Here is a 25,618-nt window from a genome sequence, read left to right as displayed (position 1 = left end):
GATAGCAGATTTGCCTTGTTTTCAACACCTTTGTCATCAGTAAGCCTTCCTTCCACTCCACTTTATCAGTAAGTAGAATGCCTGATATCACTCCTGCCGAGCTAAAGCAGCGCCAAGCTGCTGGTGAAAAGCTCACCATTATTGACGTTCGAGAAACCTGGGAAAACGAGGAAGCCCGTATCGAGGGCAGTCAAAATATTCCGCTTGGTACGCTTCCACAAAAGCTAGACGACCTCGACGAATTGAAAAACCAGGAAATCATCGTCCATTGCAAAGGGGGCGGACGCTCCTCTTCCGCTAAGGCCTTTCTTAGTCAGCAAGGTTTCATGAACGTGCGCAACCTAGTTGGTGGCTTTCAAGCGTATCAGCAGGCCTAAACACTTCTACTCCATTTACAAGAAGGGCCGCTTTGCTTTGCAAGGCGACCCTTCTTGCTTCTAGTCTATCTACCTTAAAATATTTATTATTGACTTACAAGTAGTTACAATAAACATAAACAATTTAATTGCACACAATTAAACATCACACAACCAAAGCCAGTTTATAACCCAAAGCGTATGACTTCATCTACCGACCCTATGGCTGCCACTGACTTGCTGAAGCTGGAAAACCAGCTTTGCTTTCCGCTGTATGCCGCTTCCCGGATGCTGACCAAGGCGTACCAACCTTTTCTGCAATCCCTCGACCTCACGTATCCGCAGTACTTGGTGTTCATGCTTCTGTGGGAGCACGAGCAGCTGACGGTGAAGGAAATAGGCGAAAAGCTGCTGCTGGATTCGGGCACGCTTACTCCGCTATTCAAGCGCATGGAGCAGAAACAGTGGGTGAGCCGAAGCCGTGACCCGCAAGACGAACGGTCGGTCATCATTAGTTTGCTGCCCGCGGGGCGGGAACTCCAGAACCGCGCATGCCACGTGCCCAGCCAGCTAATCGGGAAGCTGGACATGACCCCAGCCGAGATGGAAGAGTTGCGCGCTCATCTCCTGCATTTACTGACGCGGCTAACCTAACTGGTCGCGTTTTTTCTTTTTCACTCTTTCATCTTTTATGAAAATCGACAAAATCTTCACTGCGCAAGCTCTCGCCAAAGGCGGCCGCGACGGTCACGTTTCCACCAACAACAACGTACTGGATATCGACCTTAGCACTCCCAAAGAAATGGGTGGCCCTGGTAAGCCTGGTTCTACCAACCCCGAGCAGTTGTTTGCAGCTGGCTACGCAGCTTGCTTTGAAGGCGCACTGGGTGTAGCGGCTCGGCAAGCCAAAGTGAAACTAGAAGGCGTGACGGTAGAAGCCCTAATTGGGTTCGGCAAAGCAGAAGATGGCGGCTACGGCATTTCGGCCGACTTGCATATCAACATTCCCGGCATCGAGCAAAGCCAGGCCGAAGAGTTGGTAGAAGCCGCTCATGGTATCTGCCCGTATTCGCGCGCCACAAAGGGCAATATCGAGGTGAACCTCACCACCAGCACCAACGCCTAGAACGGCCCTAATTGAAAGTCATCCTGAGCCTGTCAGGAGTTTGCTTGGCTTGTAGTACACTGCCGCTGTGGCAGATATATGCATTGCCGAGGAAGCTTCGCCCTGCTCAGGATGACTTTTTAGTGTACACTCGCTCCTAGTTCCATATCTATGAACACGCAAACCATCTTATTTGCTAGCCGCCCGCAGGGTGCCCCTACCGCCGAGCAATTTCGGTTTGAAACCCGCGAAGTAGCGGCCCCGGCCGAGGGTCAAGTCCTGTTGAAAACCCGCTACGTTTCCGTTGACCCTTATATGCGCGGCCGGATGAGCGCGGCCAAATCATATATCGCGCCGTTTGAGGTAGGCCAGCCTATTGCAGGCGCAGTGGTGGCGGAAGTGGTGGAAAGCCACAGCGAAAGCCTTCCGGTAGGCAGCATGGTGGTCGGCAATTTGCCGTGGCAGGAATACACCGTAGCCGCCGCCAACACCGTGAACCGTATACCCACCGACAAAGCGCCCGCCAGCTACTTTCTTGGGTTGCTAGGCATGCCTGGGCTGACTGCGTACTTCGGGCTGCTTGAAATCTGCCAGCCCAAAGCGGGTGAAACGGTGGTGGTGTCTGGGGCAGCAGGAGCAGTAGGCATGGTAGTAGGCCAGTTGGCTAAGATTCACGGGGCCCGCGTTATTGGGACGGCTGGCTCCGATGAAAAGGTGGCTTACCTCAAAGAGCTTGGCTTCGACGAAGCCATCAACTACAAAACCACTCCCGATATAGCGCAAGCACTAGCTGCCGCCGCGCCCAACGGCATCGACTGCTACTTCGACAATGTGGGCGGCGCCATCACCGATGCCGTATACGACCAACTGAACACGCACGCCCGCATTGCTTTATGCGGCCAGATTTCCACCTACAACGCCACGGAAGCGCCCGTAGGCCCGCGCCCCGAAGGCAAGCTACTCAAAACCAGCACCAAGCTTCAGGGCTTTATCGTGAGCGACTACTCGGAGCGGTGGCCGGAAGGCGTTAAACAACTCACGGAGTGGTATAGCCAGGGCAAGTTGAAGTTTGAAGAAACCATCACCGAAGGGTTCAATCAGATTCCGGCCGCGTTCTTAGGCTTATTCAAGGGAGAAAACACTGGCAAAGCGGTAGTAAAAGTGGCGTAAAGCCTCCGTAAGGCAATGCTTTCTAGTCTTGCCCACTTACCCGTAGTGCCCAAGCACTACGCCAACCTCAATTCGTATGGAAAAGCAAGCAAGTAAGCAGAACGATATGTATTGCGTGGCGGCCGAATGGCGGGTACAGGCTGGGCAAGAAAAGGCCGTAGCCGACTTACTCCTAAGCGTAATGGAAGCTGTACGGAAACATGAGCCGGGCAACCTGCAATATATTGCCCACCAAGATCCGGTAGAACCAGCTCATTTCTTTCTCTACGAGCAGTACGCCAACAAAGCCGCGTACGAAACGCACCGCGCTGCACCTCATTACCAGGAGATAGTTCTCCAGCAGATTGTCCCGCTGCTCACCGAGCGCAAAGTATTCTTTTACCACCCTTTGGTATAGACAGAACTGTTCCGAATACCTTTTTCATTGTAACAAGCCCTCCCATGAACATACTACTCGTGTTGACTTCCCATGATCAACTAGGTACTACAGGCAAAAAAACCGGCTTCTGGCTGGAAGAATTTGCAGCTCCCTACTACGTATTCAAAGATGCGGGTGCCACCCTCACGCTGGCTTCGCCCAAAGGAGGCCAACCGCCCCTCGACCCCAAAAGCGACGAGCCTGGTGCCCAGACAGAGGCTACCGAGCGCTTCAAGAAAGACCCAGAAGCCCAGGACGCCCTCGCCCACACTGTGAAGCTCGACAGCGTTTCGGCCCCTGATTTTGATGCCGTGTTCTACCCCGGCGGCCATGGCCCACTCTGGGATTTGGCCGAGGATGCTACCTCCATTGCGCTTCTCGAAACCATGTATGCCGCTGGCAAGCCAGTAGCCGCCGTTTGCCACGCACCGGGCGTTCTGCGCCACGTAAAAGCACCTAACGGCTCGTTGCTAGTGGCAGGTAAAGACGTTACGGGCTTCACCAACACCGAAGAAGCGGCCGTTCAACTCACCGACATCGTGCCATTTCTAGTGGAAGACGAACTAAAGAAAGCCACCGGCAACTACTCGAAAGTAAGCGACTGGCAGCCATACGTAGTAACAGCTGGCAACTTGATTACCGGACAAAATCCAGCTTCGTCGGAGCCTGCTGCGCTAGAGCTACTCAAGCAGTTAGGCAAGTAGAAGGTTGATTGCCGTTTATCGATGCAGCCCCAGTAGCCCCTTCGTCGGGGCCACTGGTGCTGTTTGATTGTTACGGAGTGGGAATTGTTGAGGCGTTAGCTTAATCGGCCGTCGGAAGCATAGCGTAGCTCACCTAATTCCACCAGTTCCCGCAGCTGCTCGGTAACCGTACTGGCTTGGCCGGGGTTGAAATGTGCCAAGACCTCACGCGGAGTTTGTGGGGTGGTACGGAGCAAAGCCAACAACTGTTCGCGGAGCGCCACGGATGGCACTGCCTCTTGCTTGGCCTTCTTCTGCGCTAAGCAAAAATCACAGACCCGGCAAGCAGGCGCATCCAGCTCACCGAAGTACTCCAGCAAGAGTTGCTGCCGGCAGCGTCCTCCGGCGGCGTAGCGGATTACCGCTTCTGTTTTCTTGTGAGCTAGTTCTCGGGTTGCGGTTAGGCGCTTTTGGTCGAGCGGCAGCTTGTCGGCGTCGTAGCGGGGCGTGGCGAACTGGGCTTGGGGGGAGTCGTGCCGAGGCTGGTACTGAATAATGCCGGAGCGGTGTAGAAACAACAGCATTTTGCGCAGGTCCACTACGCTGAGCTTTAAGTGTTGCGCCAAGCTGTTCTCGGAAATCCGCTGAAACCCCGCAAACAGCTCTCCCCCATGAAAGCGCAGCAAACTTTTAATTAGCTGGTCGTGCTGGGCATTGGCTACCTGAAACCGATACAAATCGGTATGGTCTATGGGAATATGCACGCGGGCCGGATCGTTTACGGCTTCGTTCAGAACCACAAATGCTTCACGTGCCAGCGTACGCATGCTGTTGTGCGCATCCAGTGCTTTAATTCGGTACGTCTCAGCGAATTGCTGAATATCAAAATCAAAAGCGACCAACTCGCCGCCCCCCACCGCTGTGCGAGAAAAGTTAGCCAACGCTTGATACACCCGGCGCACCGTATCGAGGGGCGGATGGGCCTGCTGTGTACGGCGGCGCAACTCATCGGCATCATTTGGTCCGACGAGGAGCACGGCAAAGGCGTACTTCTCGTCGCGGCCAGCCCGGCCTGCTTCCTGGTAGTATGCCTCAAGGTTGTCGGGAGCTTCTAAATGCACTACCAGCCGGACGTCGGGCTTATCTATGCCCATACCGAACGCATTGGTGGCCACTATGCAGTGGACTTTGTTTTGCATCCAGTCTTGCTGGGTACGAGTGCGCTGCTCGCTGGGCAAGCCGGCATGGTAGGCTGTAGCTCGCACGCCATGCTGTTGCAGATACGCAGTGGTCTCTTCAGTTTGCCGGCGGGTACGGGCATACACAATGCTGGTTTTGCCGGCCCCTACCCCCCGTATCACTTCCAACAGCCGGCGCAGTTTGTCTTCAGTGGCCAGCACTGAATAGGATAGGTTGGGCCGAGCAAAACTTTGCTGAAATACCTTGTGTCCGGGCCGGAACCGTAACTCTTGTATGATATCCTGGCGCACCTTTTCGGTAGCTGTAGCTGTGAGGGCGATGCAGGGCACACTAGGCAGCACTTCTCGCAGCTCCGCTATGCGCAGATACGGCGGCCGGAAATCGTAGCCCCACTGTGAAAGGCAATGCGCCTCATCCACAGCCAGCAAACTCACCTTCATCTTCCCAATCCGTGCCCGAAACATATCCGTTAGCAGACGCTCCGGCGACACGTACAGGAACTTGACGGGGCCATACACGCAGTTGTCCAGCGTTTGGTCGATTTCTTGGTGGCTCATCCCCGCATACACCGCTTCGGCCTTGATACCCCGCTTGCGCAGGTTCTCCACCTGATCCTTCATCAGCGCAATCAGGGGCGACACCACCAAGCACAACCCGTCTCGTGCCAGGGCAGGTACCTGAAAACAAATGCTCTTTCCACCACCGGTCGGCAATAGCGCCAGTACATCCTGCCCCGCTAGCACCGCCCGGATAATGTCCTCCTGCAACGGCCGAAAAGCAGTATGTCCCCACGTCTGATGCAGTACGTGCAGAATATCGTCGGTAGGCAAGGTCAAGGTACGAGTAAGCTTAGCGGAACCACGAAGGTACGGCCGTTGCTTTTAAAACAGAAAGCCAGTGCTACCGTCGTTTCGCTGACCTTCAGGTAAGAAACTACCTTCTTGTTGCTCGTAGTAAAGTAAGCATGATTGGTTGCTGTTCAGGCTCGGTTATCCGGGCAAAGTTTTATTGTGTTTGCAAATAGCTTGTTTTCAATATTATATAAAATGGATAAGGCTTATTACTAAATTTATTTTTCGGAGCATAGTTCAATGAAATAAATATAGTTACATTTATAACAGTCAAAACGGCCTTTAAACGTTGTATAGGGCGCATCTGACTTTAAAAGACTATTTGCTCTCTCCTCGCTCTGCGTACTTACACCTCACTGCACCCTCTTTTAAATCATATTGCCATGAGCATAGATATATTATTAGAAAAACCTAATGTGTCTATTTCCTTCGATAACGCTAATCGTTGGCTCTACCTAGATTGGCACGGTGACCTTACTTTATCTTCCGTGCAAGAATGCTGCGTAGCGGTAGCCCAATGCTTTCTTTCTCAAAACTGCACCCGTATCCTTAACGACAACTCCAACGTCACGAGCATCACTTCCGACGTCGGGGCCTGGCTGGCCACCGAATACTTCCCTCACATGCAGATGGCGGGTGTGGAGTACATGGCATGGGTGTATTCCGCAGGTGTTGATATTCAATGCTGCACCGATGTAGCCTTGTACAATATCTCCTCACCAGTGGTCGCGCTATTCAGTGACATTGCCTCGGCCTACAGTTGGCTGTGTGCCGTGAAGTTCAAGTCGCCCATTTTCACGAAAGCAGCAAAGACGACAGTGTACCGGAATCAGCAAGAGCTTAAAACCTACGTGTCGTCGTTTGTTGTGAGTTCAATGTACGTGTACTAATCATTCGGGTATCTGCTTACGCGGCAGCCGACTGACCATTCTCACGGTCGTCAATTGCCTTCTTTAGCTTGGCAATAGCCTGCGTAGCTCGCTCATCGTCCAGACGGTTGATGTTAAGCAACATCTTGGTCTTCTCCTGGCGCGTGATAACCGGATGGTTCAGCAGACGAATAATCTCTTCCTTCTGCGCGGCCGAGGCATAAGTAACAGCAGCAACTGGCGCTTCAGGAGCAGGCTCAGCAGCTACGGCTATCATTGGAGCGGCTACTTCAGCCGCAACTGGCGCAGGAGCAGCAGGTACCACTGCCATAGCAGGCTGCGTGACAGTAGGCGTGTTGCCGCCATACTCCATCTCTTCAGCAGGCGTAGGCTCGTAACCAGCAGCCCGAATAATCCAGGCTAGGATGTTACGGTATGCTTTGCCAATAGCCCGGGTCTGGGCCATGCTCATGATAGCAAACTCCTGGTAGAACTTTTTGCCCTGCTCCTTGCTGGAGCAGATAGCGAAGCCCGCACCCACTGTCTGCCCGGAACGCATGTCGAACAGCGTCACCTTAGCTTGATATTTTAATTCTTGGTCGTTTGAAACGTTGATGACATGGTCGACGATGGGCACAATGCCCAAGCGCGAACCGGCATACTGCCAGCCTTCCACGTTCACAAACTCTTTGCCTTGCACCGTAGTGGTCAGCTTGTTTTCCTTGATGAACTTGGCCAGATCGGTAGCCAAGTGCAGGGTCTCGTCGGAGCGCGAAATGTCGTAGCTCTCCACTTTGGTCTTGCGAACCGGCTCTTTGATGGTCTTGGTTGCTTCGCTCATGGCGTCTGTTCTTTTATGTCCTGTAATACCGTGTTTGTGTTCTGATATGTAAACGCCTTGGCCTCCTAAAAGGTGCACAAATCTATATATTTTTTATAGAATTTTTACTCTGTCTGTCAGACACTTACAACTGCATATTCAAAAAAATTTAGTTGACTAATTTTTTTAGCCTTCCCCAGCATCTTTAGTGTGCTTTTCAGGTGGCGTTACTCTCCTGCGTACGGGCTAATGGAGCATAAGAAAACCCGCTCCTTCGTTTCCGGAAAACGAGGGAGCGGGTTGCAAAGCATGGTCCGGGGCGGAACGGACGCATGACCGAGGTCGTACGTAAATAGCATCTGAAAATGGCTTCCAGATGCCTTATATACGGCCAAGCTGAACGGCAGGTTATAAGCTAGCTCCCCCCCTCCCAGATCAGTCCGTCTTTCATCGTAATCTTCCGGTCAGCCATTTCAGCTAGTTGGTCGTTGTGCGTCACAATGACGAAAGTTTGACCTAGCTCTTTGCGCAGCAGAAAAAAGATTTGATGTAGCTCCTGTGCGTTCTGTGAGTCAAGGTTTCCGCTGGGTTCATCCGCAAAGATGATTTCGGGAGAATTGATGAGGGCACGCGCCACCGCCGTGCGCTGCTGTTCACCGCCACTCATTTCGCTAGGCTTATGGTCGGCGCGGCGCTCTAGGTTCAGCATGCCCAACAGCTCGCGGGCCCGAACTCGGGTTTCGGTTTCGGAACGACCGGCCAAGTATGCGGGCAAGCACACGTTTTCAAGAGCCGTAAACTCTGGCAGCAGATTATGGAACTGAAAAATGAAGCCGATATGCCGGTTGCGAAACCGCGCCAACTCCGAGCGTTTCAGTGAGCTAACCGATTCCCCATCGAAGAGCACCTCCCCCGAATCGGGGTTGTCGAGGGTTCCTAGAATGTGCAACAGGGTGCTTTTGCCCGCGCCTGACGATCCTACAATGGATACTATCTCGGATTTTTCAATCGTCAAATCGATGCCCTTCAGGACTTCTAGCGTGTTATATTTCTTACGAACGTTGATGGCTTGCAGCAAAACGGAACCAGGTAAAGTGAGCCGAGGGTATAGAAAACAAATCTACGGTTTGCCCCGCAGATTATGTGGTTGAACTCGATTTCGCCGTCCGGGGATGCCTCCCGACGATTGGTAGGCTAGAATATTGCAGTTGATAGTGGTTTTCTGCTACTTGAGTGGCCTGTTTGTAAGCGGTATTATGCCAACTACCTTTTCTTTTGCATTCGTACGCCGATTTTGGTGGGTTCCGGTGCTGCTTATGGCGGTACCCGTGGCACTGCTGGTAGTGTGGTGGCACTGGCCGCGGCAGGTGGTAGCCCTGCCCTCATCATCGGCGAACAGTGCCAGTAGTGTCTCTGGCCGCCCTACCGGTAACCGGTTGCGAGGCGTAAACTGGGTGGCCGCCGACTCGGTTTCCAGTTCGAATATGGAGCCTTTGGTGCGTAGCGGCGTGACGTGGATAGCCCAAACGCCCTTTGGCTGGCAAGCGGGTGCGGCCACCCCGGAGGTGCGGTTGCACACAGGAGGCGCTTTTCGGGGCCATTGGGGCGAAAGTGACCAAGGCCTGGCTCATACCACCCAGCAAGCTCGGCTGCGTGGCATCCGTACCATGCTCAAGCCTCATCTATGGTTGCGCGGCGGCAATGGCTCCTGGCCCGGCGACATCAATATGACTACCGCTGCCGACTGGCAAGCCTGGTTTGCAAGCTATTCCATCTTTTTGTTGCATTATGCTGAACTGGCTGAACGAACCCACATGGATGCTCTCTGTATCGGCACTGAATTGCAACATGCCACGGTAGGGCATGAAGCGGAGTGGCGGTCCTTGATTAGGAAGGTGCGCAGCGTATACCATGGCCCTCTCACTTACGCTGCTAATTGGAGCGGAGAATTCGAAGAAATTCGCTTCTGGGACGCCCTGGACTACATCGGCATTCAAGCCTATTTCCCTCTGAGCACCACCACTCGCCCCACCAAGGCCACGCTGCTTGCTTCCTGGAAACAACCTCTGCGCCGGATTGAAGCGGTACAGAAGCGCTACAAAAAGCCGGTACTGTTCACGGAAGTTGGCTACAAAACCACTCCAGACGCTGCTATTGAGCCATGGGCCTGGCCCGACCGCACAGCGGTGTTCACTGAACTAGACGAGCAAACGCAACGCACGTGCTACGAGGCTATGTTCGAGACGTTTTGGGGGCAGCCCTGGTTTCGTGGTACGTTCATCTGGAAGTGGTATCCTGGCTTGCAGGCCGATGGTCCTGCGCATCGCCACTTGGATTTTACGCCCCAGCACAAACCGGCCGAGCAGGTGATGGCGCAATGGTATGGCAAGTGAGCTTGTTGCTGCTCGTTGCTGGTTGAACTGGTGCTTGTTAGGAGGTAAAAATGCTCGAAACGATAGTACTTGTGGCCTCCTACCAGCCAATCACCTAACAGCCACTAATCCAACAATCAACCACTAGCAATCAACAATCCACTTGTTTCTACCTACTTTCGTGCACATATCGAACCACCTCCATAACTGACCTCCATGAACATTCACGAGTATCAGGGCAAAGACATTCTGAAACGCTACGGTGTACGCGTGCAGGAAGGCATAGTAGCCGACACCGCTGAAGAAGCAGTAGAAGCCGCCAAGAAGCTGAACGCTGACACTGGCACCAGCTGGTACGTAATCAAAGCCCAGATTCATGCCGGCGGGCGCGGTAAAGGGGGCGGCGTGAAGCTGGCCAAGAACTTGGACCAGGTAAAAGAAATTGCAGGCCAGATCATCGGCATGCAGTTGGTGACCAAGCAGACCGGTGCTGAAGGCCGCAAAGTGCACAAGGTGCTGATAGCACAGGACGTGTACTATCCTGGCGAATCGGAAACCAAGGAGTACTACATGAGCGTACTCCTGGACCGTGGCACTGGCAAGAACGTCATTATCTATACCACGGAAGGCGGCATGGACATCGAGGAGGTAGCGGAAGCGCACCCCGAGAAAATCCACCGCGAGCATGTTGACCCACGGGTGGGCCTGCGTCCCTTCCAAGCCGCTAAAATCGCCTTCAACCTCGGCTTGACTGGCCCGGCGCAAAAGGAAATGGTAAAGTTCGTGACGGCGCTCTACAAAGCCTACGACGACACCGATTCGGCTATGTTCGAAATCAACCCGGTGCTCAAAACGTCGGACAACAAGATTTTGGCTGTTGACGCCAAAGTGACCCTCGACGAAAACGCCCTCTATCGTCACCCAGATTTCGCAGCCCTCCGCGACACCAACGAGGAAGATCCTTTGGAAGTGGAAGCCTCTGCCTCGAACCTGAACTATGTGAAGCTGGACGGCAACGTAGGCTGCATGGTAAACGGTGCCGGTCTCGCTATGGCGACCATGGACATCATCAAGCTGAGCGGCGGCGAGCCGGCCAACTTCCTCGACGTAGGAGGTGGAGCCAATGCCCAAACCGTAGAAGCCGGTTTCCGCATCATCTTGAAAGACCCGAATGTAAAAGCTATCCTCATCAACATCTTCGGAGGCATCGTACGTTGCGACCGGGTAGCGAATGGTGTGGTAGAAGCCTACAAAAACATCGGCGACATCAAAGTGCCGATCATTGTGCGCCTGCAAGGCACCAATGCCGAGGAAGGTGCTCGCATCATCGATGAGTCCGGCCTGAAGGTGTATTCAGCGGTGCTTCTGAAAGACGCTGCCGAGCGCGTTAAAGAAGTGCTGGCTATGTAGTTTTCACTAGGTCACAACAAAGAAAGGCCGCTTGGAATATTCCAAGCGGCCTTTCTTTGTTGTGACCTAGTGAAAACTAGTTGCCTTTCTCAGCTACACCAGCGTTTTCTTCTGCTTGCACCGGAATGGCTTGGCCCTTCACGCGTAGTTCCACTTCCATGTTGCCGCGCGTACCAACTGAGTAGGGGCAAATCTTGTGTGCTTGCCGTACCATCTCAATGGTTTTGGCTTCGTCGAATTTCTTTAAGTCGATATCTAGAACGGCGCTCAGGCCATAGCCTTCGCCTTCCTGAAACAATGATACCGAGCAGTTCACTGTAGTATCCGCATCAAGTTTGTCGTTGGCGCGCTGAGCAATAACTAGTAGAGCTTGCTGAAAGCAAGAAGCGTAGCCAGCGGCGAATAGCTCTTCAGGATTGGTAGCGCCTTTCTTTCCGCCAAGTCCTTCAGGCACCGACATATCCAAGTCGATAATGCCAGTAGTAGAACGTACGTGGCCGCTACGGCCGCCAACAGCTGCAGCTTCAGCAGTGTAGAGAGTTTTCTTTTCAGTGGTAGCCATATGGAGTTTGGTTGGTCGAGTTCAAGGATAGTTAACTGAATTGACGCTCGTAAGGTTGTGGTAGACCCACATAGGTTTTTACAGAAAATGCAGCGCTAGGTTTGGCTGCAACGCTATTTGTAGCTAGTTTTGCGGCTCCTTATCGGTCACGTCGTACAACGGATAGTATGAGAGTTTCCGAAGCTCTTGATCTAGGTTCGATTCCTAGCGTGACCACAAAAAGCCTGTTCCTAAGCTAGGAACAGGCTTTTTTATTGTTTTGAAAGATCTCGCAGGCCAGTGTTTCTGGGCAAGCCCACAAGGTAGAGAGGATTCGAAGGGTCTTACTACGAGGGAGATACGTAGCGGTGGATAATTGCTCTTTGTTTACTCAGCTACAAAGAATGCCGCCGTACCGCTTGTTATATTTGGCATGTGAGCAACACAACAGGCTAGCTCAGTAAACAGCTAGCATCCTCGAGCACACCATTCAATGCTACCGAGCTAGAACAGCGCATACGACTACCGCTTCTGCTAGTGGGTGCTATCTACCAACCATGACGCCAGACTGCCACGGTTAGAAACGAGAAAACAAATACCACTAAAACCCAGCCCAGTATAGTAAGCGGATTGTACTTGCGGCGGCGTCTGCGAACACGCACTCTCTTGTGACTAGGGCTGGACATAGCAGATAGCATTTATCGAACTACCTACGCTTTCTGCTATAGCACTAGATTTACAGACCTATATTTATTCAAGAAAGAGCGAAGAAAACAAGCACTTCGAATCTGCAGTAGAAGCTGCGAATTCTTTGTATTGGTTAGCTTCCCGGACTGACTGTCTGTACTCAGCGCTACTCCGCTTTATCAATTGTCAGGTCGTCGAGAAATACCGTTTCTTTTGCTCCAGTGCTCCACAGATACACGTTGAATCTGTACGATGAGGAAACATTTTCTGGGAGAGTAACTACTTTCTCTACCTCAGTCCATTTCCCAGGCGTTTTGACTTCGTCTGTCAGTTTCATGCCTTCCCATAAGACAGGTTTGGCCCCTGGGTTGGACGGATCTTCAATGGCTGTTACTAGCAGAGTTGAAGTAGCACCAAATGAGAGGTTTACCCATGCTCGAACTTTGATCTTCTTTAATTCACTGCTACTAAGTTTACTTAAGGTATTATGGTAGCCTCTGCTGTATTCTAGGCCGGGACTCACTTTCACAGAATACTGCCCAGAATGCGCGTTTTCCTTGGTAAGAGAAGAGACCGGGACATTCTCTGTCCAGCCGTCTACTGATTCAAAATCATTTGCCGCAAGGTGAGTACTCTGTACATCTGTTTTTGTATCGCTACAAGAAGCCAGACCTATTGCTAGCAACACAAAAACTAACTTTTTCTTCAGCATTTTTATTTATGTAATCGGTGTCCAATCCAATGTATAAAGTATTTTCAATATCCAGCACAGAGAAATTAAACCAGTTAAGCACATTCTAGAGTAGCTGAATTTAGCTAGTGTAAATTGCGTGATTCACTCAATTTATTAAACTACCTAGCGGCCAAGACGGTACAGTCAGCGCAATAATTAGACTTTCAGCTACTTGAAGAGAGCATCCTCTTTGATGCTGCTTATATGTGCACGCATAAGTAGTCTTGTAACCATAGTGGCACACTTTTTTTCACCCGCCCGCTTCGGGTCTAGCTGCTTGTATATATCGATCCAGATTCCGCACACTTTTATCGACTGTGAGGAATTGACGGGTGTTGCTGTGTTGAGGCAGTTGCGTTTTCCTTGGCATCTATGCCCCCAGTGGTATCATCTGGTGAGTGCTACCCCCTTTCTCAGTCTACCTATTATTGAGGACGAACTCTGGCTGCAATAGCATTAACCTAACTACAAGCGATACAATGACACCAAGCAGCGCTAAGCAAAGCAGTATGAAATACTAGCCAAGTAAGTGCTATCCGCAACACAGCCTGCGGATGAGTGTGCTAGTGACTGATAAATGCAATACAACTCCATAAAAAGCACATACAACTTGTGCTATACATATGCGTATTCTATATTAGCCACAATCTAACGAAGCTACTCCAATGTGAATCGCGCTGCACGGGCCTATTGCCACGAAATCTTTTTAGCCGAACTACCTCGGCCGATGCACGTTGTGCATCGGGATTCTCGGGCTGTGTCCTTGCAGCACTGCATGCATGAATGTGCACTTACCCCTCAGCCCCAAGCTGAGACTTAGCATTCTCTTCAGGAGTACCGTTTCGTGTGTTGAGGATTGCGAGTTGCACTAGGAGCATACCTATTTGGCTTTTACTGTCTGGAAACGCCTTCTAAATGGAAGGTTTTACCCCATGCTGTGCTTGTGTAACGCCTAGTACGTTGGCGCGGCTTTACTGCGTGCGCAGTATAACGCTGGTTTACTGCTAAGCCGTTTTTGGTAGGCATGCTACCAAGTATACACGAACAGGTATACGCCCGCCCATGGCTGAGACACGAACAAAAACCGACGGACACTCCTTCTGCTTACCTAAACCAAGCTACCAACGTGTTTTTTAAAGCACTTCACCGTCATACTACCACATCCAATGAAATTGCCTGATCCTCTTTTCTTTCGCTTAATGTACACGTGGCCTAGGTCAAATAATACCCCCGTACATACTTCCTGGCGCAGTCTTACTGTTTCGCCAACCAACTACAGGGGGTGGCGTGTTGTGTTTGCGCCGACCAATCTGCAGCTTGATAGAGAAGCCCTGGCACGATGCGGTTACCCATTTTCCGCCTTAACCAACAATTGACTCGCTACTACTAGTGCAGGTTTGCGTGCGTAGTGACAGTTAACGCAGATCAACTACTTCATGCACTAGCTGCCAGGAGAGCTTGGCCCCACGTTTCCAAATGCGAAGAAAGGGGCCGCTCTTCTGGTTGTAGTGGCTGTAACCGTACGTGAATCCAAGGTCGCCGGAGGGGGCCACTACCGCCCGTACCGTAGTGTAAGTGGCTCGTTCGGTTTGCGTGTTGGCGAAAGCAGCGGCAGCTAAGCCTATGTGCGGCATACTACCAGTCCGGTACAACCGCACCTCTTCGGTGGTTGCCAATACTCGGTTGTACGCCGCTTGCAACGACTCTGTGCCAGCCACTTGCGCCATACTGGCTTCCGCTACCAATAGTTGTTTTCGGCTAAGGGCGCTGTCAACCACAGCCACCGGTTTCTTGACTATTCCGGCCGGTACACTTGGAGCCGAAGCAGCTTCGTGAACTGGTGCCCCATGCGTTATACCCACATCAGCCACTACCTTCCATTCGCCAGTGCTGGTTTTGCGCCACACGCTGGTGAAGTGGCCGAAGCCGACAGGGGTATCCGTGGCAGCTTGGGGCCGAACCTCGAAAGGACCAGTGGTGTAGCCGAAGTCACCGGAGGCAGATAGGTCGGCGTACACGGGCCACCAAGACAGCAGGGTGGCCTGTTCGGGCATCTTCTCATAGATAGGTTTGCCAAGTTGATAACGCCCCTTCACCACAACCAACGCCTCCTCGGCTAAATACCGGGTGAATCCGGCTTTGATGCCGTGCTTGCCCGTAAACGCGGCAAAGGCGCGCTCCGCCGATAGTAGGGCTTGGTAATCTGACTGGTTGCCGTGGGTGGCAGAAGTCAGAGATGCGGAGTAACACAGAAAACCTGTTGCAGCTAAAAGCAACAGAACAGCTTTGTACATAAAACAGAAAAGTGAAGTTGGCGCCTTGACCTCAAGCAAGTGCTGGACCGCCTATGCCGTAGCACACCAGCTACATGAGAGGCCAGTTTGGGCGCAAGATCTTCGCTGGGCACACCCGCGGAAAAGGAAAAACGACGAGTTGAGCGAAGCACTGCTTCAACCCTAGTTTTTGGCGTTTCAACTGCAAGAGCCCCAAGCCCAGCACGTATCACGAAAGGCAGGAGCACTTGGAAAAGATGTTTTACCTGAGCTTCCGCCTGAGAAAGGTGCCACTAACTGCGCACGCACCAGAAGCCGCCCACGCTTGATTCCCGCTTTTCCTCAATTCAACCCTTTGTTCCTCCAAATCAGGCGGAATCGGCTTTGCCTTGCCTTAGACGGAAGTTTATATTTGGTGAACAAGTTCTCTTGCATATGCCAGCTCAGCCTACGGAACAGTTAAATGATCGGTGGATCCGGATCAGTGGCATCACGTTTCTCGTGCTTCTGGCCATCTATGCCTATAAAGCTTATGAGAATCTGTTCAGTCTGGAAACCGGCAAGCTACTGCTGGAATCCATCATAATTTCGTCGCTTACCTGGGAGTTGGACCGTTGGATTATTATTCGCTTTCGGCATAAGTATCCCCTCCTACACCAAGTTCGCACCCGCTTATGTTGGGTTATTCCACTTTGCTGGCTGGTCAATGTTACAATAGACTGCGGGGGAATGCTGCTCAACAATGCCATTGAGTTTCGCAAGCATTACCCAAAGGCAGCGTTTCTGGGTGCTATTCAGGGGAGCTTGATTCTTGCTTTCTTGATTACGGGCATTCAGGAGGCGGTGTACTACTTCTCGCGGCTGCTACAGGCCGAACGAGAAACCGAGCAGCTCAAGAAGGAAAACCTGCAAACCCAGCTCGACAGCCTCAAACAGCAAGTTAATCCGCACTTCCTTTTCAATAGCCTCAATACCCTCTCCTACCTTATCAGCGAGGATGCCGAGAAGGCCGAGGAGTTCTTGGATGAGATGTGCAAGGTGTACCGCTACCTGCTGCGCAACAACGAAAACGAGCTCACCAACCTGGGCACGGAGCTGCAGTTTATCCGCTCGTATTTCCACTTGCTCAAAACCCGCTACGGCGACAGTCTGCACCTAAACTTAGCGGTGGAACCAAGCGATGAGCAACGTCTGCTCCCCTCTCTGACCTTGCAGCTGCTGGTGGAAAATGCCGTCAAGCACAACGTTATTCACAAAGACCATCCGCTGACGGTCCACATCAGCACGCGGGCCGATGGGCAGCTGACGGTGAAGAACAACTTACAAAAGAAGGTTCAGAAAGTGGCCTCCAACCAAGTTGGGCTTAGCAACATTGCCAGCAAGTTCAGTTTGCTTAAGCAGCCCGCTATCAAAGTGCAGCAGACCGAAACCGAGTTTCTGGTTACGATTCCCCTTATCCAGCCGAGCCACTAACCTCTATTTTGCCGCTCCTTTTCTGGAGTTCCTTCCTATGAAAATCCTGATTGTTGAGGACGAAGAAATGGCCGTCAAGAAGCTCACCCGGACCTTGGCTTCCGTGGAGCCCACGGCCGAAGTAGTGGGCGTGGCCGGCAGCATCCGCGAAACGGTGAACTGGCTGAATGCCCACCCAGCCCCGGAGTTGATTCTGATGGATATTGAGCTGGCGGATGGGCAGAGCTTCCAGATTTTCGAGGAAACCGAGGTGAAAAGCACCGTCGTGTTCACGACCAGCTACGACGAGTACGCCATCAAAGCCTTCAAGGTGAACAGCATCGACTACCTGCTCAAACCTATTCAGAAAGAGGATCTGCGGGCTGCACTCGACAAGTATTCTCAGGTGAAAGCTCTGTACCAAGGCCCCGCCACCGAGCCGGCCATAAACGTGAGCAGCCTGATTCGGGAGTTGCAGCAGTTGCAGCCCAAGGAGTATCGGCAGCGGTTTTTGGTGCAGTATGCCCAGAAGCTGGTTTCCGTTGAGACGCCGCATATTGCATACTTCTACAGCGACGAGCGTCTCAACTTGTTTAAGACCTTCGACGGCAAAAAGATGGCCGTGGATTACACCCTCGACGAATTGGAGGCCATGCTAGACCCCACTCGTTTCTTCCGCATCAGCCGGTCTTTCCTAGTAGCCATCGACAGTGTGGAGCAGATTCAGCCCTACTTCGGCAATCGGCTGGCGTTGCAGCTCAAACCAGGTATCGACAAAGAAGTGATAGTGAGCCGGGAAAAGCTGACTCCCTTTAAAACCTGGATGGGCAAGTAAGTTTCGCTTCTACGATCCGGAACAACGCCTCTCTTCCTTTCTCATAGTCTCAAGCAAGTCCGCGCCAGCGGACTTTTTTGTTGGCGCTTCCTATGCCAGTAGCGCCGAGTAGATGCGGGAAAGGTGGCTCTCAACGCTTTTATATATTTCACACTATATTCTAAAAGGGAAGATTACACAGTTCAAGCAGCACTTTTCTCAATTCATGCAGGAAGTGATTTCCGGCCGCGAAGGGCGCTAATACTTTTACATCAGTCAGCAGCGAATACAGCGGTAACGGCCTCTGAAAGAGCCAATAGGACAGCTGCCAGCTGATGGCCATGCCTCTTCCACTCCTCCTCAACCGCTTCTTGTCTGCAATGAAACCTCAGCTACTTCCGCACTTCTCCTTACAGTCGGGCTTACTCTTGCTGCTTGTGGCAGGGAGTGGCCCGGGGGCGCATGCCCAAAGCGTACTCACTATCTCGGGTAGTGTGCGCACGGCCGCGGGTGCCCCCCTCGAATTCACAACCATCACCCTGCACCACGCCGCCGACTCTGCGGTGGTAAGAACCGGGTTCAGCAACGACAAAGGAGCGTTCGAACTAGCACAAACCGCTGCCGGACGCTACGTGGTGTCGGCGGCGCAGGTGGGGTTTGTGAGGCAGTGGAGCAAGCCGTTTGAAGTAGCAGCCCAGCCAGTGCTACTGCCTACCCTAACCCTGCCCGCCAGCGGCGCTACGGCCCTGAAAGAAGTGACGGTGGTAGGACAACGGCCACTGTTCGAGCGCCTCGCCGACCGCACCGTGGTGAACGTGGAGGGCAGCACGCTGGCCGCGGGCAACAGCTCACTGGATGTGCTGACCCGTGCGCCTGGCGTGACCGTGGACAGCAATAACAACTTGTCGTTGGGAGGCAAGCAGGGCGTGCTAGTGCTCATTGATGGCAAACGCCAGCCCATGACGGGCACCGAACTGGCCGACTACCTGCGGGCCCTACCATCCGAGCAGCTCAAAAACATCGAGCTAATTAGTAATCCGCCGGCCAAATACGAGGCCCAAGGCAGCGCGGGCATTATTGCCATCAACCTCCGGAAGGACCAGCGCCAAGGCACCAACGGCACTGTGAATACCAGCTACGGCCGCAGCCAGTACGGCAAATTCACGTCCGGGCTCACGCTGAATCATCGGCACAAAAACCTGAATCTGTTTGGCTCCTATGCCTACGCCAACCGCAATGGAGTGGAAAAGCTAAACATCAACCGAAACTTTTACCAGGGTGAGGGCCAGGAACGTACGCTTGCTAGCCGCATCACGCAGGCCAGCGTGCAGGACTTCAGCAACCACTCGCACACTTGGAAAGCGGGCGCCGACTACACCCTAAGTGAAAGGACGGTGTTGGGCGCCGTGGCAAGCGGCTTAGACAACCAGGCTCCTTTGCGGGAAAGCACCACCCGCACGTCGTTGTTCAATGAGAAAAGTAGCCTTACGGAGGCCTACCGGGCTGTTTCCGTTCGTGGATTCAACTCGCCCAATGTGGCAGCTAACCTGAACTTCAAGCACACCTTCCTGCCAGATTCCAGCGGTAGCCGCGAGCTGACGGCCGATGCCGATTATGCGCGCTACACCTCACGCCGGCCACAGAACCTGACCACGTTTTTCGAGCTGTCGGGCCGGCCTCCGGTGCTGCTGAGCGGCGACCAGCGCGGGGAGCTAACCATCCAGTCGGCGAAAGTGGACTACACTCATCCCCTATCGAAAACGACGCGCCTGGAGGCGGGGGCCAAGATCAGCCAGGTGTACTCCGATAATGATGTGCGGTTCACTGAAACCGTGAACGGGGAAACGACGCTGGATTTGGGCCGCACCAACCACTTCCAATACGACGAGCACATTACAGCTGCTTACCTGAGCTTCAACCAAACCAGGGGCAAACTGAACGTGCAAGCTGGCCTGCGGGGCGAACAAACCAAGGCGACGGGTCAGCAACTGATGGCTACCGGCGACAACGGTAGCTTCCGGCGCAGCTACACCCAGCTCTTTCCAAGCGCGGGCCTCAAGCAAACCCTCAACGACCGGCATGAGGTGTCGCTTTCCGTAAGTCGGCGTATCGACCGGCCTTCGTACGGGCAGTTGAATCCGTTCCGCGTCATCATCGACGCCACTACGTCGGGGGCGGGCAACCCCAACTTGCGCCCGCAAACCAGCTACAACTTCGAGGCCGGCCACACCTACAAGCAAAAGTTCAGCGCCAGCCTGCGCTACAGCACCACCGACCAGCCCATCATCAACGTGGTGCAGCCAGAATCGGATAGCACGGTGGTGGCCAAGCCCGTGAACCTGGGCCGGCAGCAGCATATGGGCGTTACGCTGACAATTCCGGTGGAGCTGGCTACGTGGTGGAGCATGCACAACACCGGGGTGTTTTACCATAACCAGTTTGTAGGCAGCATTGCGGGCACCTCCCTGGATGCCGGGCGTAGCAGCTTCAACTTCACGAGCAACAGCAGCTTCACGCTAAGCAAAACCTGGAGTGCCGAGCTGAACGCCCGCTACCAAGCCAAGGACCGGTACGGCTTCTTTCTGGTGAAACCCTACGGACAGCTAACCCTGGGTATTCAGAAATCGGTGTGGGACCGGAAAGGCACCATCAAACTGAACGTGGCTGACCTACTGTACACCCGCAAAATACGGGCTACCTCCACCTATGACAATTACGCCGAGCGCATCTACCAGCGCAACGACTCGCGCGTGGCCACTCTTTCCTTCAGCTACCGTTTCGGCAACGACAAGGTGGCACCCACGCGCCGCCGCGCCGGTGGGGCCGAGGAAGAGAAGAACCGCGCGGGGCAATAGGGCCTCTTCTCTCTTGCTTGTCTCTGCCTCCTACTTCTTGCTTTTTTTGCTTCCATACCACTGTCAGCCATGAAAACAACTGCCGCTTTTCGCCTGAGCCTCTGTCTTGGCTTGCTCTCCTTCCCGCTGCTAGCTCCCGCCCAATTACGCCCGGTGGTTCCGGTGGGAGTTGGCTACTGGAACATTGAATCCAACCTGGCCTGCCCGGCTCGCGTTACCGTGCGCTTCTACAACGGGCAGCATCAGCTTTTACACGCAGAACAAGCGGTTGGTCGGCGGTTTGTAATGCGCCGCAACCGCATTCAACTACGCACAATCAACGAGTTGAATGTGGCGTTGCAACACGTGCTGCGGGAGCCTCAACTGGTGGCTGGCGCCACGGTACTGGCGCGGCCACAGCAACCGGCCCGCCGCTCTTAGCAAGCAACTACGCAGCTCCGGCGCGGGTGTGTTTTGGCCTCGTTACATAGCCTACCTACTTCCTCCTCTGATCATGAAAAATTCGGTTGCTCTCTTCCTTTTGTTGACGGCTGTTGTTCGCTTGACCTTCGCGCAGGAACTGCCCCGACGGCCCTACTTGGGCATCAATCTGCAAGGCATCACCGACAGTTTGCAGCGGCGGTATGCGCTGCCCACCAAAAACGGCATTTTCGTGCAAGGCGTGCGGGCGCAGTCGTCGGCGCTGGCGGCGGGCTTGCAAGCCAACGACATCATCTTGCAAGTGGGCAGCACCGTGCTCGGGCCGGAAGTGGGACCTTTTGTAAGCTTGCTGAAACAATACCGAACTGGCGACAACGCCACCTTCACGGTGCTGCGCAACGGGAAGAGGCTTCGCAAGCTAGTTACGCTCAAGCCTTTCCCAACCGAGGTTAGTCCGTGGTACGAAACCAGCTACTCGTCGGTGCAGGCGGGTGGCAACCAATTGCGCACCATCATAACCCGGCCCAAAGGCAAGCAGCCGCAACAGGTACCGATGGTGCTGTTCATCCAGGGCGTGGGGTGCTTTTCGGTAGACAATCCGCTAGCCCAAGGCGACGTGACCAACCGCATTATCGACTCGCTTTCCCGACACGGGTACGCCACGATGCGCGTCGACAAAACGGGCATGGGCGACAGCAAAGGCATCCCCTGCTCGGAGTCGGACTTCCGGACCGAGGCCAGTGGCTACAAAGCTGGCTTGGCCGCCATCAAGCAGCTACCGTTCGTTGATCAGCGCAATATTTTCATTACCGGGTTCAGCATCGGTGGCATCATGGCGCCGGTGGTAGCCGAGGGGGAGCCCGTGCGAGGCGTGGTGGTGTATGGCACGGCCAGCCGCAGCTTTATCGAGTATGCGCTGCAAAACAAGCGCAACCAGAGTCAGCTCCGGCAATTGCCCTACGACTCGATCAACAACCTGATGCGCACCTATACTGCTGCGCTGCACCTGCTGCTCACGGAAAAGCAGGCACCCGCGCAGGTGCTAGCCCGTTACCCCAATGCCAAGCAACTGATTTCGTTTCCGCAGCACTACTCCTACATCCAGCAGTGGCAAGACGTGAACCTGGCGGCGGCCTGGCAGAAACTGAATACCCACGTGCTGGCGCTGCGCGGCGAGGCCGACTACATTTCCTACAACGAAGACCATCAGCTTCTGGTGGACGTCGTGAACCAGCAACACCCAGGCTGGGCCACCTTCCAACTCCTGCCGAACGTGGATCATGGATTCGCGAAAGTAAAAACTCAGCAGGAGAGCATGCGGCTAGCCGATGCGCCTGACCCAGAGCGCAATTTCGAGTTCATGACCGTGATTCTGCGCTGGCTGGACAGCCAGCGACAAGTGTAGTACCAGACAAGGTCCCGACTACACTCCCATCCTTCTGAATAGCACCTGCGAAGTGCGGCCCTTCCGCAGCTAAAGGGCCCCGCATGGCCCTACCTCAGCGCCTTTTTAAGTGGCTTGAGCGCGCTTTCTCCCCCTTGTCCTTCCATCAACCTTTCCTCTTTCCTTCTTATGAAAAAGACCTTGTACAAACTTGCGGTGGCTATATGGAGCCTGTGTGCTGCTACATCGGCGTTCGGGCAAGCGGTGCCGAACGGCAACTTCGAAAGCTGGCAACAACGCAACGGTTCAGAGCGCCCCGTCAACTGGTCGACCACCGACGACCTGCTCAACGCCATCGGGGTGCCATTGGCGACCGACGCAGTAAGCAAAACGCCCGACAAGCAAAGCGGCAGCTTCGCCGCGAAACTGGAAAATAAGTCGTTCGGGGTCTTGGAAACTTCCGCTTTCCTGGCACTCGGCACGCTGCCCAGCTCCGACGACGAGGACTTCTTAGGCGTTCCGTTCACGGACCGGCCCACCCATCTGGAGTTTCACTACAAACAAACGGGCACCAACATTGCCGATGATTCGGCCCGGGTGATAGTAGCTCTGACCAAGTATGTAAACGGCGAACGGGAAGTTATAGCCGGCGCTATTTCGTTGTTGAATGCCGCGCCTAGCACCTACACGCTGATGAGCTTGCCCCTCCAATACCAGTCCGGCCTAACGCCCGATTCGGTACTCATCCTTTTCCAGTCAGCTACGGCCGAAACCTTCACTGTTGGCAATGCCCTCTACCTCGATGGGGTGGCTTTCACTAGCAGGGTGGCCGCCACCCGCAACGCGCGGCTCGCTGAGGTTGTGCAGGTGTACCCGAACCCGAGCGCCACCGGCCTGTTCACGCTTACTGCCCCCGGCCCAGCGGCCACGCTAGCCGGCGCTACCCTTACCGTAACTGACGCGCAAGGCCGCACGGTGGTGCGCCAACCCTTCGTGGGTGCCCGCCACACTCTGGACCTGCAGCACCAGCCGGCCGGCTTCTACGTGCTGCGCCTCGATACGCCCCAGGGAATTGTGGTGCAACGCTTAGTGAAATCATAGCGCCGGCACCAAGCCACCACTTAGAGCCATTGCTGAGGCCGTACGGCCACCCCTACCCCGAAACCTGCTTCGGACGGCTCTGCTTTGCCTTTTCCTACTGGTATTCTCGTCCTTCCTTTTCCACTTCTTATGCAACCTGTAGCTTTTTTTCAACGAGTGGTGTGGCTGCTTGTGCCCGCTTCCAGCGTTCTGTTCAGTGCCTGCCGCCCCGATGACCCGGCCACAGAACCAGAGCCCCGCCCGGTGGCAGCCTTCACCCACGCCAGTGCAGCCTGCCAAAGCAACTGCCCGGTTACGGTGCTCAACTCTTCTCAGCGGGCCACCTCCTACACCTGGAATTTTGGCGACGGTACCCAGGGCACGCAAGCAGAAACGCAGTTTACGCACCACTTTGCGCAGCCCGGCACTTACCGCATCAAGCTCACGGCCCAGGGCGCGGGCGGCACCGATACCGTCAGCCATGTGGTGGTAGTGGGCAGTCCGGCGCCTAGCTGCGCAAACCCAGCGGTAGTGCAGATTACCGGCCCCATCACGCAGCCCACCACCTGGGAGGCATGCAAGGTGTACGTCGTGAACGACGACGTGCGCGTTGCCAACGTCCTCACGATTCAACTGGGCGCCATCGTCAAATTCAAGTCAGCTGCCAGCGGCTTGACGTTGAACTCCAACGGGCGCATCGAGGCGGTGGGCAGCGCCACCTCCCCCATCGTCTTCACTTCCTTCCGCGACGACACGCACGGCGGTGATACCAACGGCGACGGCAACGCCACCCGGCCCGCCAAGAAAGACTGGAATCAGATAACGCTGAACGGCCAAGTAGGCTCCCAATTCGAGCACTGCCGCTTCCAATACGGCGGCAACAACGCCTACGCCATTACGCTGAGTATTAGCACCGGTACGGGTACTGTGCGGCACTGCACTTTTGCGTACAACGCCGGCGCCAGCAGTGCCAATGCGGGGGTGCTGGAAGCTCGCCGGGCCGCGGCCGGCACTGTGCTTGCGGCCAATGTCTTCTACCGCAATGAGGTGCCGCTAAGTGTCAACAACTTCTTCGACCTCGACGATTCCAACACCTTCCACAACCCCACTACGCCCACCGAAACGAACGACTACAACGGCATTTGGGTGCAGGCTGGCACCACCGGCTCTCCGGCCTTGCAATGGGCGGAAACCGAAGTACCGTATGTGCTTGGCAATATTGGGTTTGCGGCTCCCCTGGTGTTGGGACCGGGTGTGAAAGTGAAGTTTTTACAAGCCGGCAAGATGCAGTTCAGCGGCACCGGACGCTTGGTAGCAAAAGGCACAGCCAGCCAACCCATTGTCTTCACCTCCTACCTCAACGATGCCGTAGGCGGCGACACCAACCACGACCATGCCGCTACCACGCCCGCCAAAGGCGACTGGGCGATGGTCACGCTCACGGGCACCGCAAACTCGGAGCTGGAGCACTGCCAGTTCAGCTACGGTGGCCAGGACGGCACTACCCTCGATTTGTTTGCCGCTTCCGCTTCCGTGACCAACTCCACCTTTGCCCATAACGGCGAGGATGTGTCGACGACCACGCATGCGGCCCTGAATGCTTATAGCACCAACGCCGGCACGGTTATCCGCCAGAACACTTTCTACGACAACGTCCGGCCCCTTTCCATTGCCCCCAGCATCGACCTAGACGACTCGAACGTGTTTCATAACCCGCAGCAAGTAGGTCAGAAAAACACCTACCAAGGCATTGTGGTGAACTGGGACGTGAACAAGCAGAAGCCCAACGTGGTGTGGCGCGAAACCGAGCTAGCGTATGTCAACCTCTACGACGTTGCGCTGGGCGCCGGCAAAACCTTGGAGCTAGGCAACAACGTGACACTCAAGTTTCTGCCCGGCAAGCAGCTGATTATGCGCGAAAGTGGCGACCAGCTGCTCAACCCGATGGGCGCGGGCATCCAGTTTACGTCGGTGAAGGATGATGCCGTAGGTGGCGACTCCAACGGCAATGGCACAGCCAACGCCCCAGCCACCGGCGACTGGCAGGGCATTTACGTCAACACCTCGCCCGGCCGCTGGATGCAATGGAGCAACATCAGCTACGACAGCCACTAAGGACTTTGCG

General features: G+C 54.3%; 22 protein-coding genes and 1 tRNA gene. 17 read left to right on the top strand and 6 right to left on the bottom strand.

Translation table 11 applies throughout. From position 1 onward, the window contains the following. The first annotated feature begins 77 nt into the window (after nucleotides 1–77). The 6 genes from MTX78_RS07675 (at nucleotide 78) to MTX78_RS07650 (ending at nucleotide 3,753) form a co-directional block, all read left to right on the top strand. The gene (locus MTX78_RS07675; protein WP_243801411.1) at nucleotides 78–377 is read left to right on the top strand and encodes a rhodanese-like domain-containing protein; all 300 of its coding nucleotides are present in this window, start codon (nucleotides 78–80) and stop codon (nucleotides 375–377) included. A 180-nt stretch (nucleotides 378–557) separates the two neighbouring features. Continuing rightward, the gene (locus tag MTX78_RS07670) at nucleotides 558–1,010 is read left to right on the top strand and encodes a MarR family winged helix-turn-helix transcriptional regulator (RefSeq protein WP_243801409.1); all 453 of its coding nucleotides are present in this window, start codon (nucleotides 558–560) and stop codon (nucleotides 1,008–1,010) included. A gap of 37 nt (nucleotides 1,011–1,047) precedes the next feature. After that, nucleotides 1,048–1,482 (top strand): organic hydroperoxide resistance protein, encoded by a 435-nt coding sequence (locus tag MTX78_RS07665; RefSeq protein WP_243801407.1) that lies wholly within the window; start codon nucleotides 1,048–1,050, stop codon nucleotides 1,480–1,482. A gap of 150 nt (nucleotides 1,483–1,632) precedes the next feature. After that, nucleotides 1,633–2,631, top strand: coding sequence for an NADP-dependent oxidoreductase (locus MTX78_RS07660; RefSeq protein ID WP_243801405.1), 999 nt, complete (start codon nucleotides 1,633–1,635; stop codon nucleotides 2,629–2,631). Between the two features lie 76 nt (nucleotides 2,632–2,707). Continuing rightward, nucleotides 2,708–3,028 (top strand): putative quinol monooxygenase, encoded by a 321-nt coding sequence (locus MTX78_RS07655; protein ID WP_243801403.1) that lies wholly within the window; start codon nucleotides 2,708–2,710, stop codon nucleotides 3,026–3,028. Between the two features lie 44 nt (nucleotides 3,029–3,072). After that, the gene (locus MTX78_RS07650) at nucleotides 3,073–3,753 is read left to right on the top strand and encodes a type 1 glutamine amidotransferase domain-containing protein (RefSeq protein WP_243801401.1); all 681 of its coding nucleotides are present in this window, start codon (nucleotides 3,073–3,075) and stop codon (nucleotides 3,751–3,753) included. A 95-nt stretch (nucleotides 3,754–3,848) separates the two neighbouring features. Here MTX78_RS07650 and MTX78_RS07645 read toward each other — a convergent pair whose 3' ends face one another. Further along, nucleotides 3,849–5,768: a RecQ family ATP-dependent DNA helicase gene (locus tag MTX78_RS07645; protein WP_243801399.1), complete on the bottom strand. Its 1,920-nt coding sequence runs from the start codon at nucleotides 5,766–5,768 to the stop codon at nucleotides 3,849–3,851. A 398-nt stretch (nucleotides 5,769–6,166) separates the two neighbouring features. On the opposite strand from MTX78_RS07645, the gene MTX78_RS07640 reads away from it, so the two are divergent. Continuing rightward, on the top strand, nucleotides 6,167–6,673 hold the full coding sequence (locus MTX78_RS07640) for a hypothetical protein (protein ID WP_243801397.1): 507 nt from the start codon (nucleotides 6,167–6,169) through the stop codon (nucleotides 6,671–6,673). Nucleotides 6,674–6,689: 16 nt separating this feature from the next. On the opposite strand, the gene MTX78_RS07635 is transcribed toward MTX78_RS07640, so the two are convergent. Then, entirely contained in the window at nucleotides 6,690–7,493 is an 804-nt protein-coding gene (locus tag MTX78_RS07635) for a hypothetical protein (RefSeq protein ID WP_243801395.1), read from the bottom strand. A gap of 394 nt (nucleotides 7,494–7,887) precedes the next feature. Then, entirely contained in the window at nucleotides 7,888–8,550 is a 663-nt protein-coding gene (locus MTX78_RS07630) for an ABC transporter ATP-binding protein (protein ID WP_243801393.1), read from the bottom strand. 178 nt (nucleotides 8,551–8,728) lie between these two features. Here MTX78_RS07630 and MTX78_RS07625 point away from each other — a divergent pair, with 178 nt between their 5' ends. Beyond that, nucleotides 8,729–9,865 (top strand): glycoside hydrolase family 113, encoded by a 1,137-nt coding sequence (locus MTX78_RS07625; RefSeq protein WP_243801392.1) that lies wholly within the window; start codon nucleotides 8,729–8,731, stop codon nucleotides 9,863–9,865. Between the two features lie 195 nt (nucleotides 9,866–10,060). Further along, a complete protein-coding gene (sucC, locus tag MTX78_RS07620) occupies nucleotides 10,061–11,254 on the top strand; it encodes an ADP-forming succinate--CoA ligase subunit beta (protein WP_243801390.1) in 1,194 nt (397 codons plus the stop codon). Between the two features lie 76 nt (nucleotides 11,255–11,330). On the opposite strand, the gene MTX78_RS07615 is transcribed toward sucC, so the two are convergent. After that, complete coding sequence (locus MTX78_RS07615) at nucleotides 11,331–11,816, bottom strand: organic hydroperoxide resistance protein (protein ID WP_243801388.1); 486 nt, start codon at nucleotides 11,814–11,816, stop codon at nucleotides 11,331–11,333. A gap of 144 nt (nucleotides 11,817–11,960) precedes the next feature. Between MTX78_RS07615 and MTX78_RS07610 the strand changes: the two genes are divergently transcribed. After that, nucleotides 11,961–12,032, top strand: a tRNA-Arg gene (locus MTX78_RS07610). A 616-nt stretch (nucleotides 12,033–12,648) separates the two neighbouring features. Here the strand turns inward: MTX78_RS07610 and MTX78_RS07605 are convergent. Both MTX78_RS07605 and MTX78_RS07600 read right to left on the bottom strand, forming a co-directional pair. Continuing rightward, nucleotides 12,649–13,194 carry a carbohydrate binding domain-containing protein gene (locus MTX78_RS07605; protein ID WP_243801386.1) on the bottom strand — a complete coding sequence of 182 codons (546 nt, stop codon included), beginning with the start codon at nucleotides 13,192–13,194 and terminating at the stop codon, nucleotides 12,649–12,651. Nucleotides 13,195–14,630: 1,436 nt separating this feature from the next. Continuing rightward, the gene (locus MTX78_RS07600; protein WP_243801384.1) at nucleotides 14,631–15,509 is read right to left on the bottom strand and encodes a nuclear transport factor 2 family protein; all 879 of its coding nucleotides are present in this window, start codon (nucleotides 15,507–15,509) and stop codon (nucleotides 14,631–14,633) included. Between the two features lie 414 nt (nucleotides 15,510–15,923). Between MTX78_RS07600 and MTX78_RS07595 the strand changes: the two genes are divergently transcribed. From MTX78_RS07595 to MTX78_RS07565, 7 genes are all read left to right on the top strand, one after another. Then, nucleotides 15,924–16,961: a sensor histidine kinase gene (locus tag MTX78_RS07595; RefSeq protein WP_243801381.1), complete on the top strand. Its 1,038-nt coding sequence runs from the start codon at nucleotides 15,924–15,926 to the stop codon at nucleotides 16,959–16,961. A 37-nt stretch (nucleotides 16,962–16,998) separates the two neighbouring features. Next, nucleotides 16,999–17,775, top strand: coding sequence for a LytR/AlgR family response regulator transcription factor (locus MTX78_RS07590; protein WP_243801379.1), 777 nt, complete (start codon nucleotides 16,999–17,001; stop codon nucleotides 17,773–17,775). Between the two features lie 359 nt (nucleotides 17,776–18,134). Next, nucleotides 18,135–20,609, top strand: a complete 2,475-nt coding sequence (locus tag MTX78_RS07585) for a TonB-dependent receptor domain-containing protein (RefSeq protein WP_243801376.1) — start codon at nucleotides 18,135–18,137, stop codon at nucleotides 20,607–20,609. 69 nt (nucleotides 20,610–20,678) lie between these two features. Further along, a complete protein-coding gene (locus MTX78_RS07580) occupies nucleotides 20,679–21,029 on the top strand; it encodes a hypothetical protein (protein ID WP_243801374.1) in 351 nt (116 codons plus the stop codon). 73 nt (nucleotides 21,030–21,102) lie between these two features. Next, entirely contained in the window at nucleotides 21,103–22,434 is a 1,332-nt protein-coding gene (locus MTX78_RS07575; protein ID WP_243801372.1) for an alpha/beta fold hydrolase, read from the top strand. A gap of 168 nt (nucleotides 22,435–22,602) precedes the next feature. After that, entirely contained in the window at nucleotides 22,603–23,514 is a 912-nt protein-coding gene (locus tag MTX78_RS07570) for a T9SS type A sorting domain-containing protein (protein WP_243801369.1), read from the top strand. 129 nt (nucleotides 23,515–23,643) lie between these two features. Further along, complete coding sequence (locus MTX78_RS07565) at nucleotides 23,644–25,608, top strand: PKD domain-containing protein (protein WP_243801367.1); 1,965 nt, start codon at nucleotides 23,644–23,646, stop codon at nucleotides 25,606–25,608. Nucleotides 25,609–25,618 lie beyond the last annotated feature (10 nt).

Source organism: Hymenobacter tibetensis (genome assembly GCF_022827545.1).
Lineage (GTDB): Bacteria > Bacteroidota > Bacteroidia > Cytophagales > Hymenobacteraceae > Hymenobacter > Hymenobacter tibetensis.
This window is presented reverse-complemented; position numbering and strand designations above follow the sequence as displayed.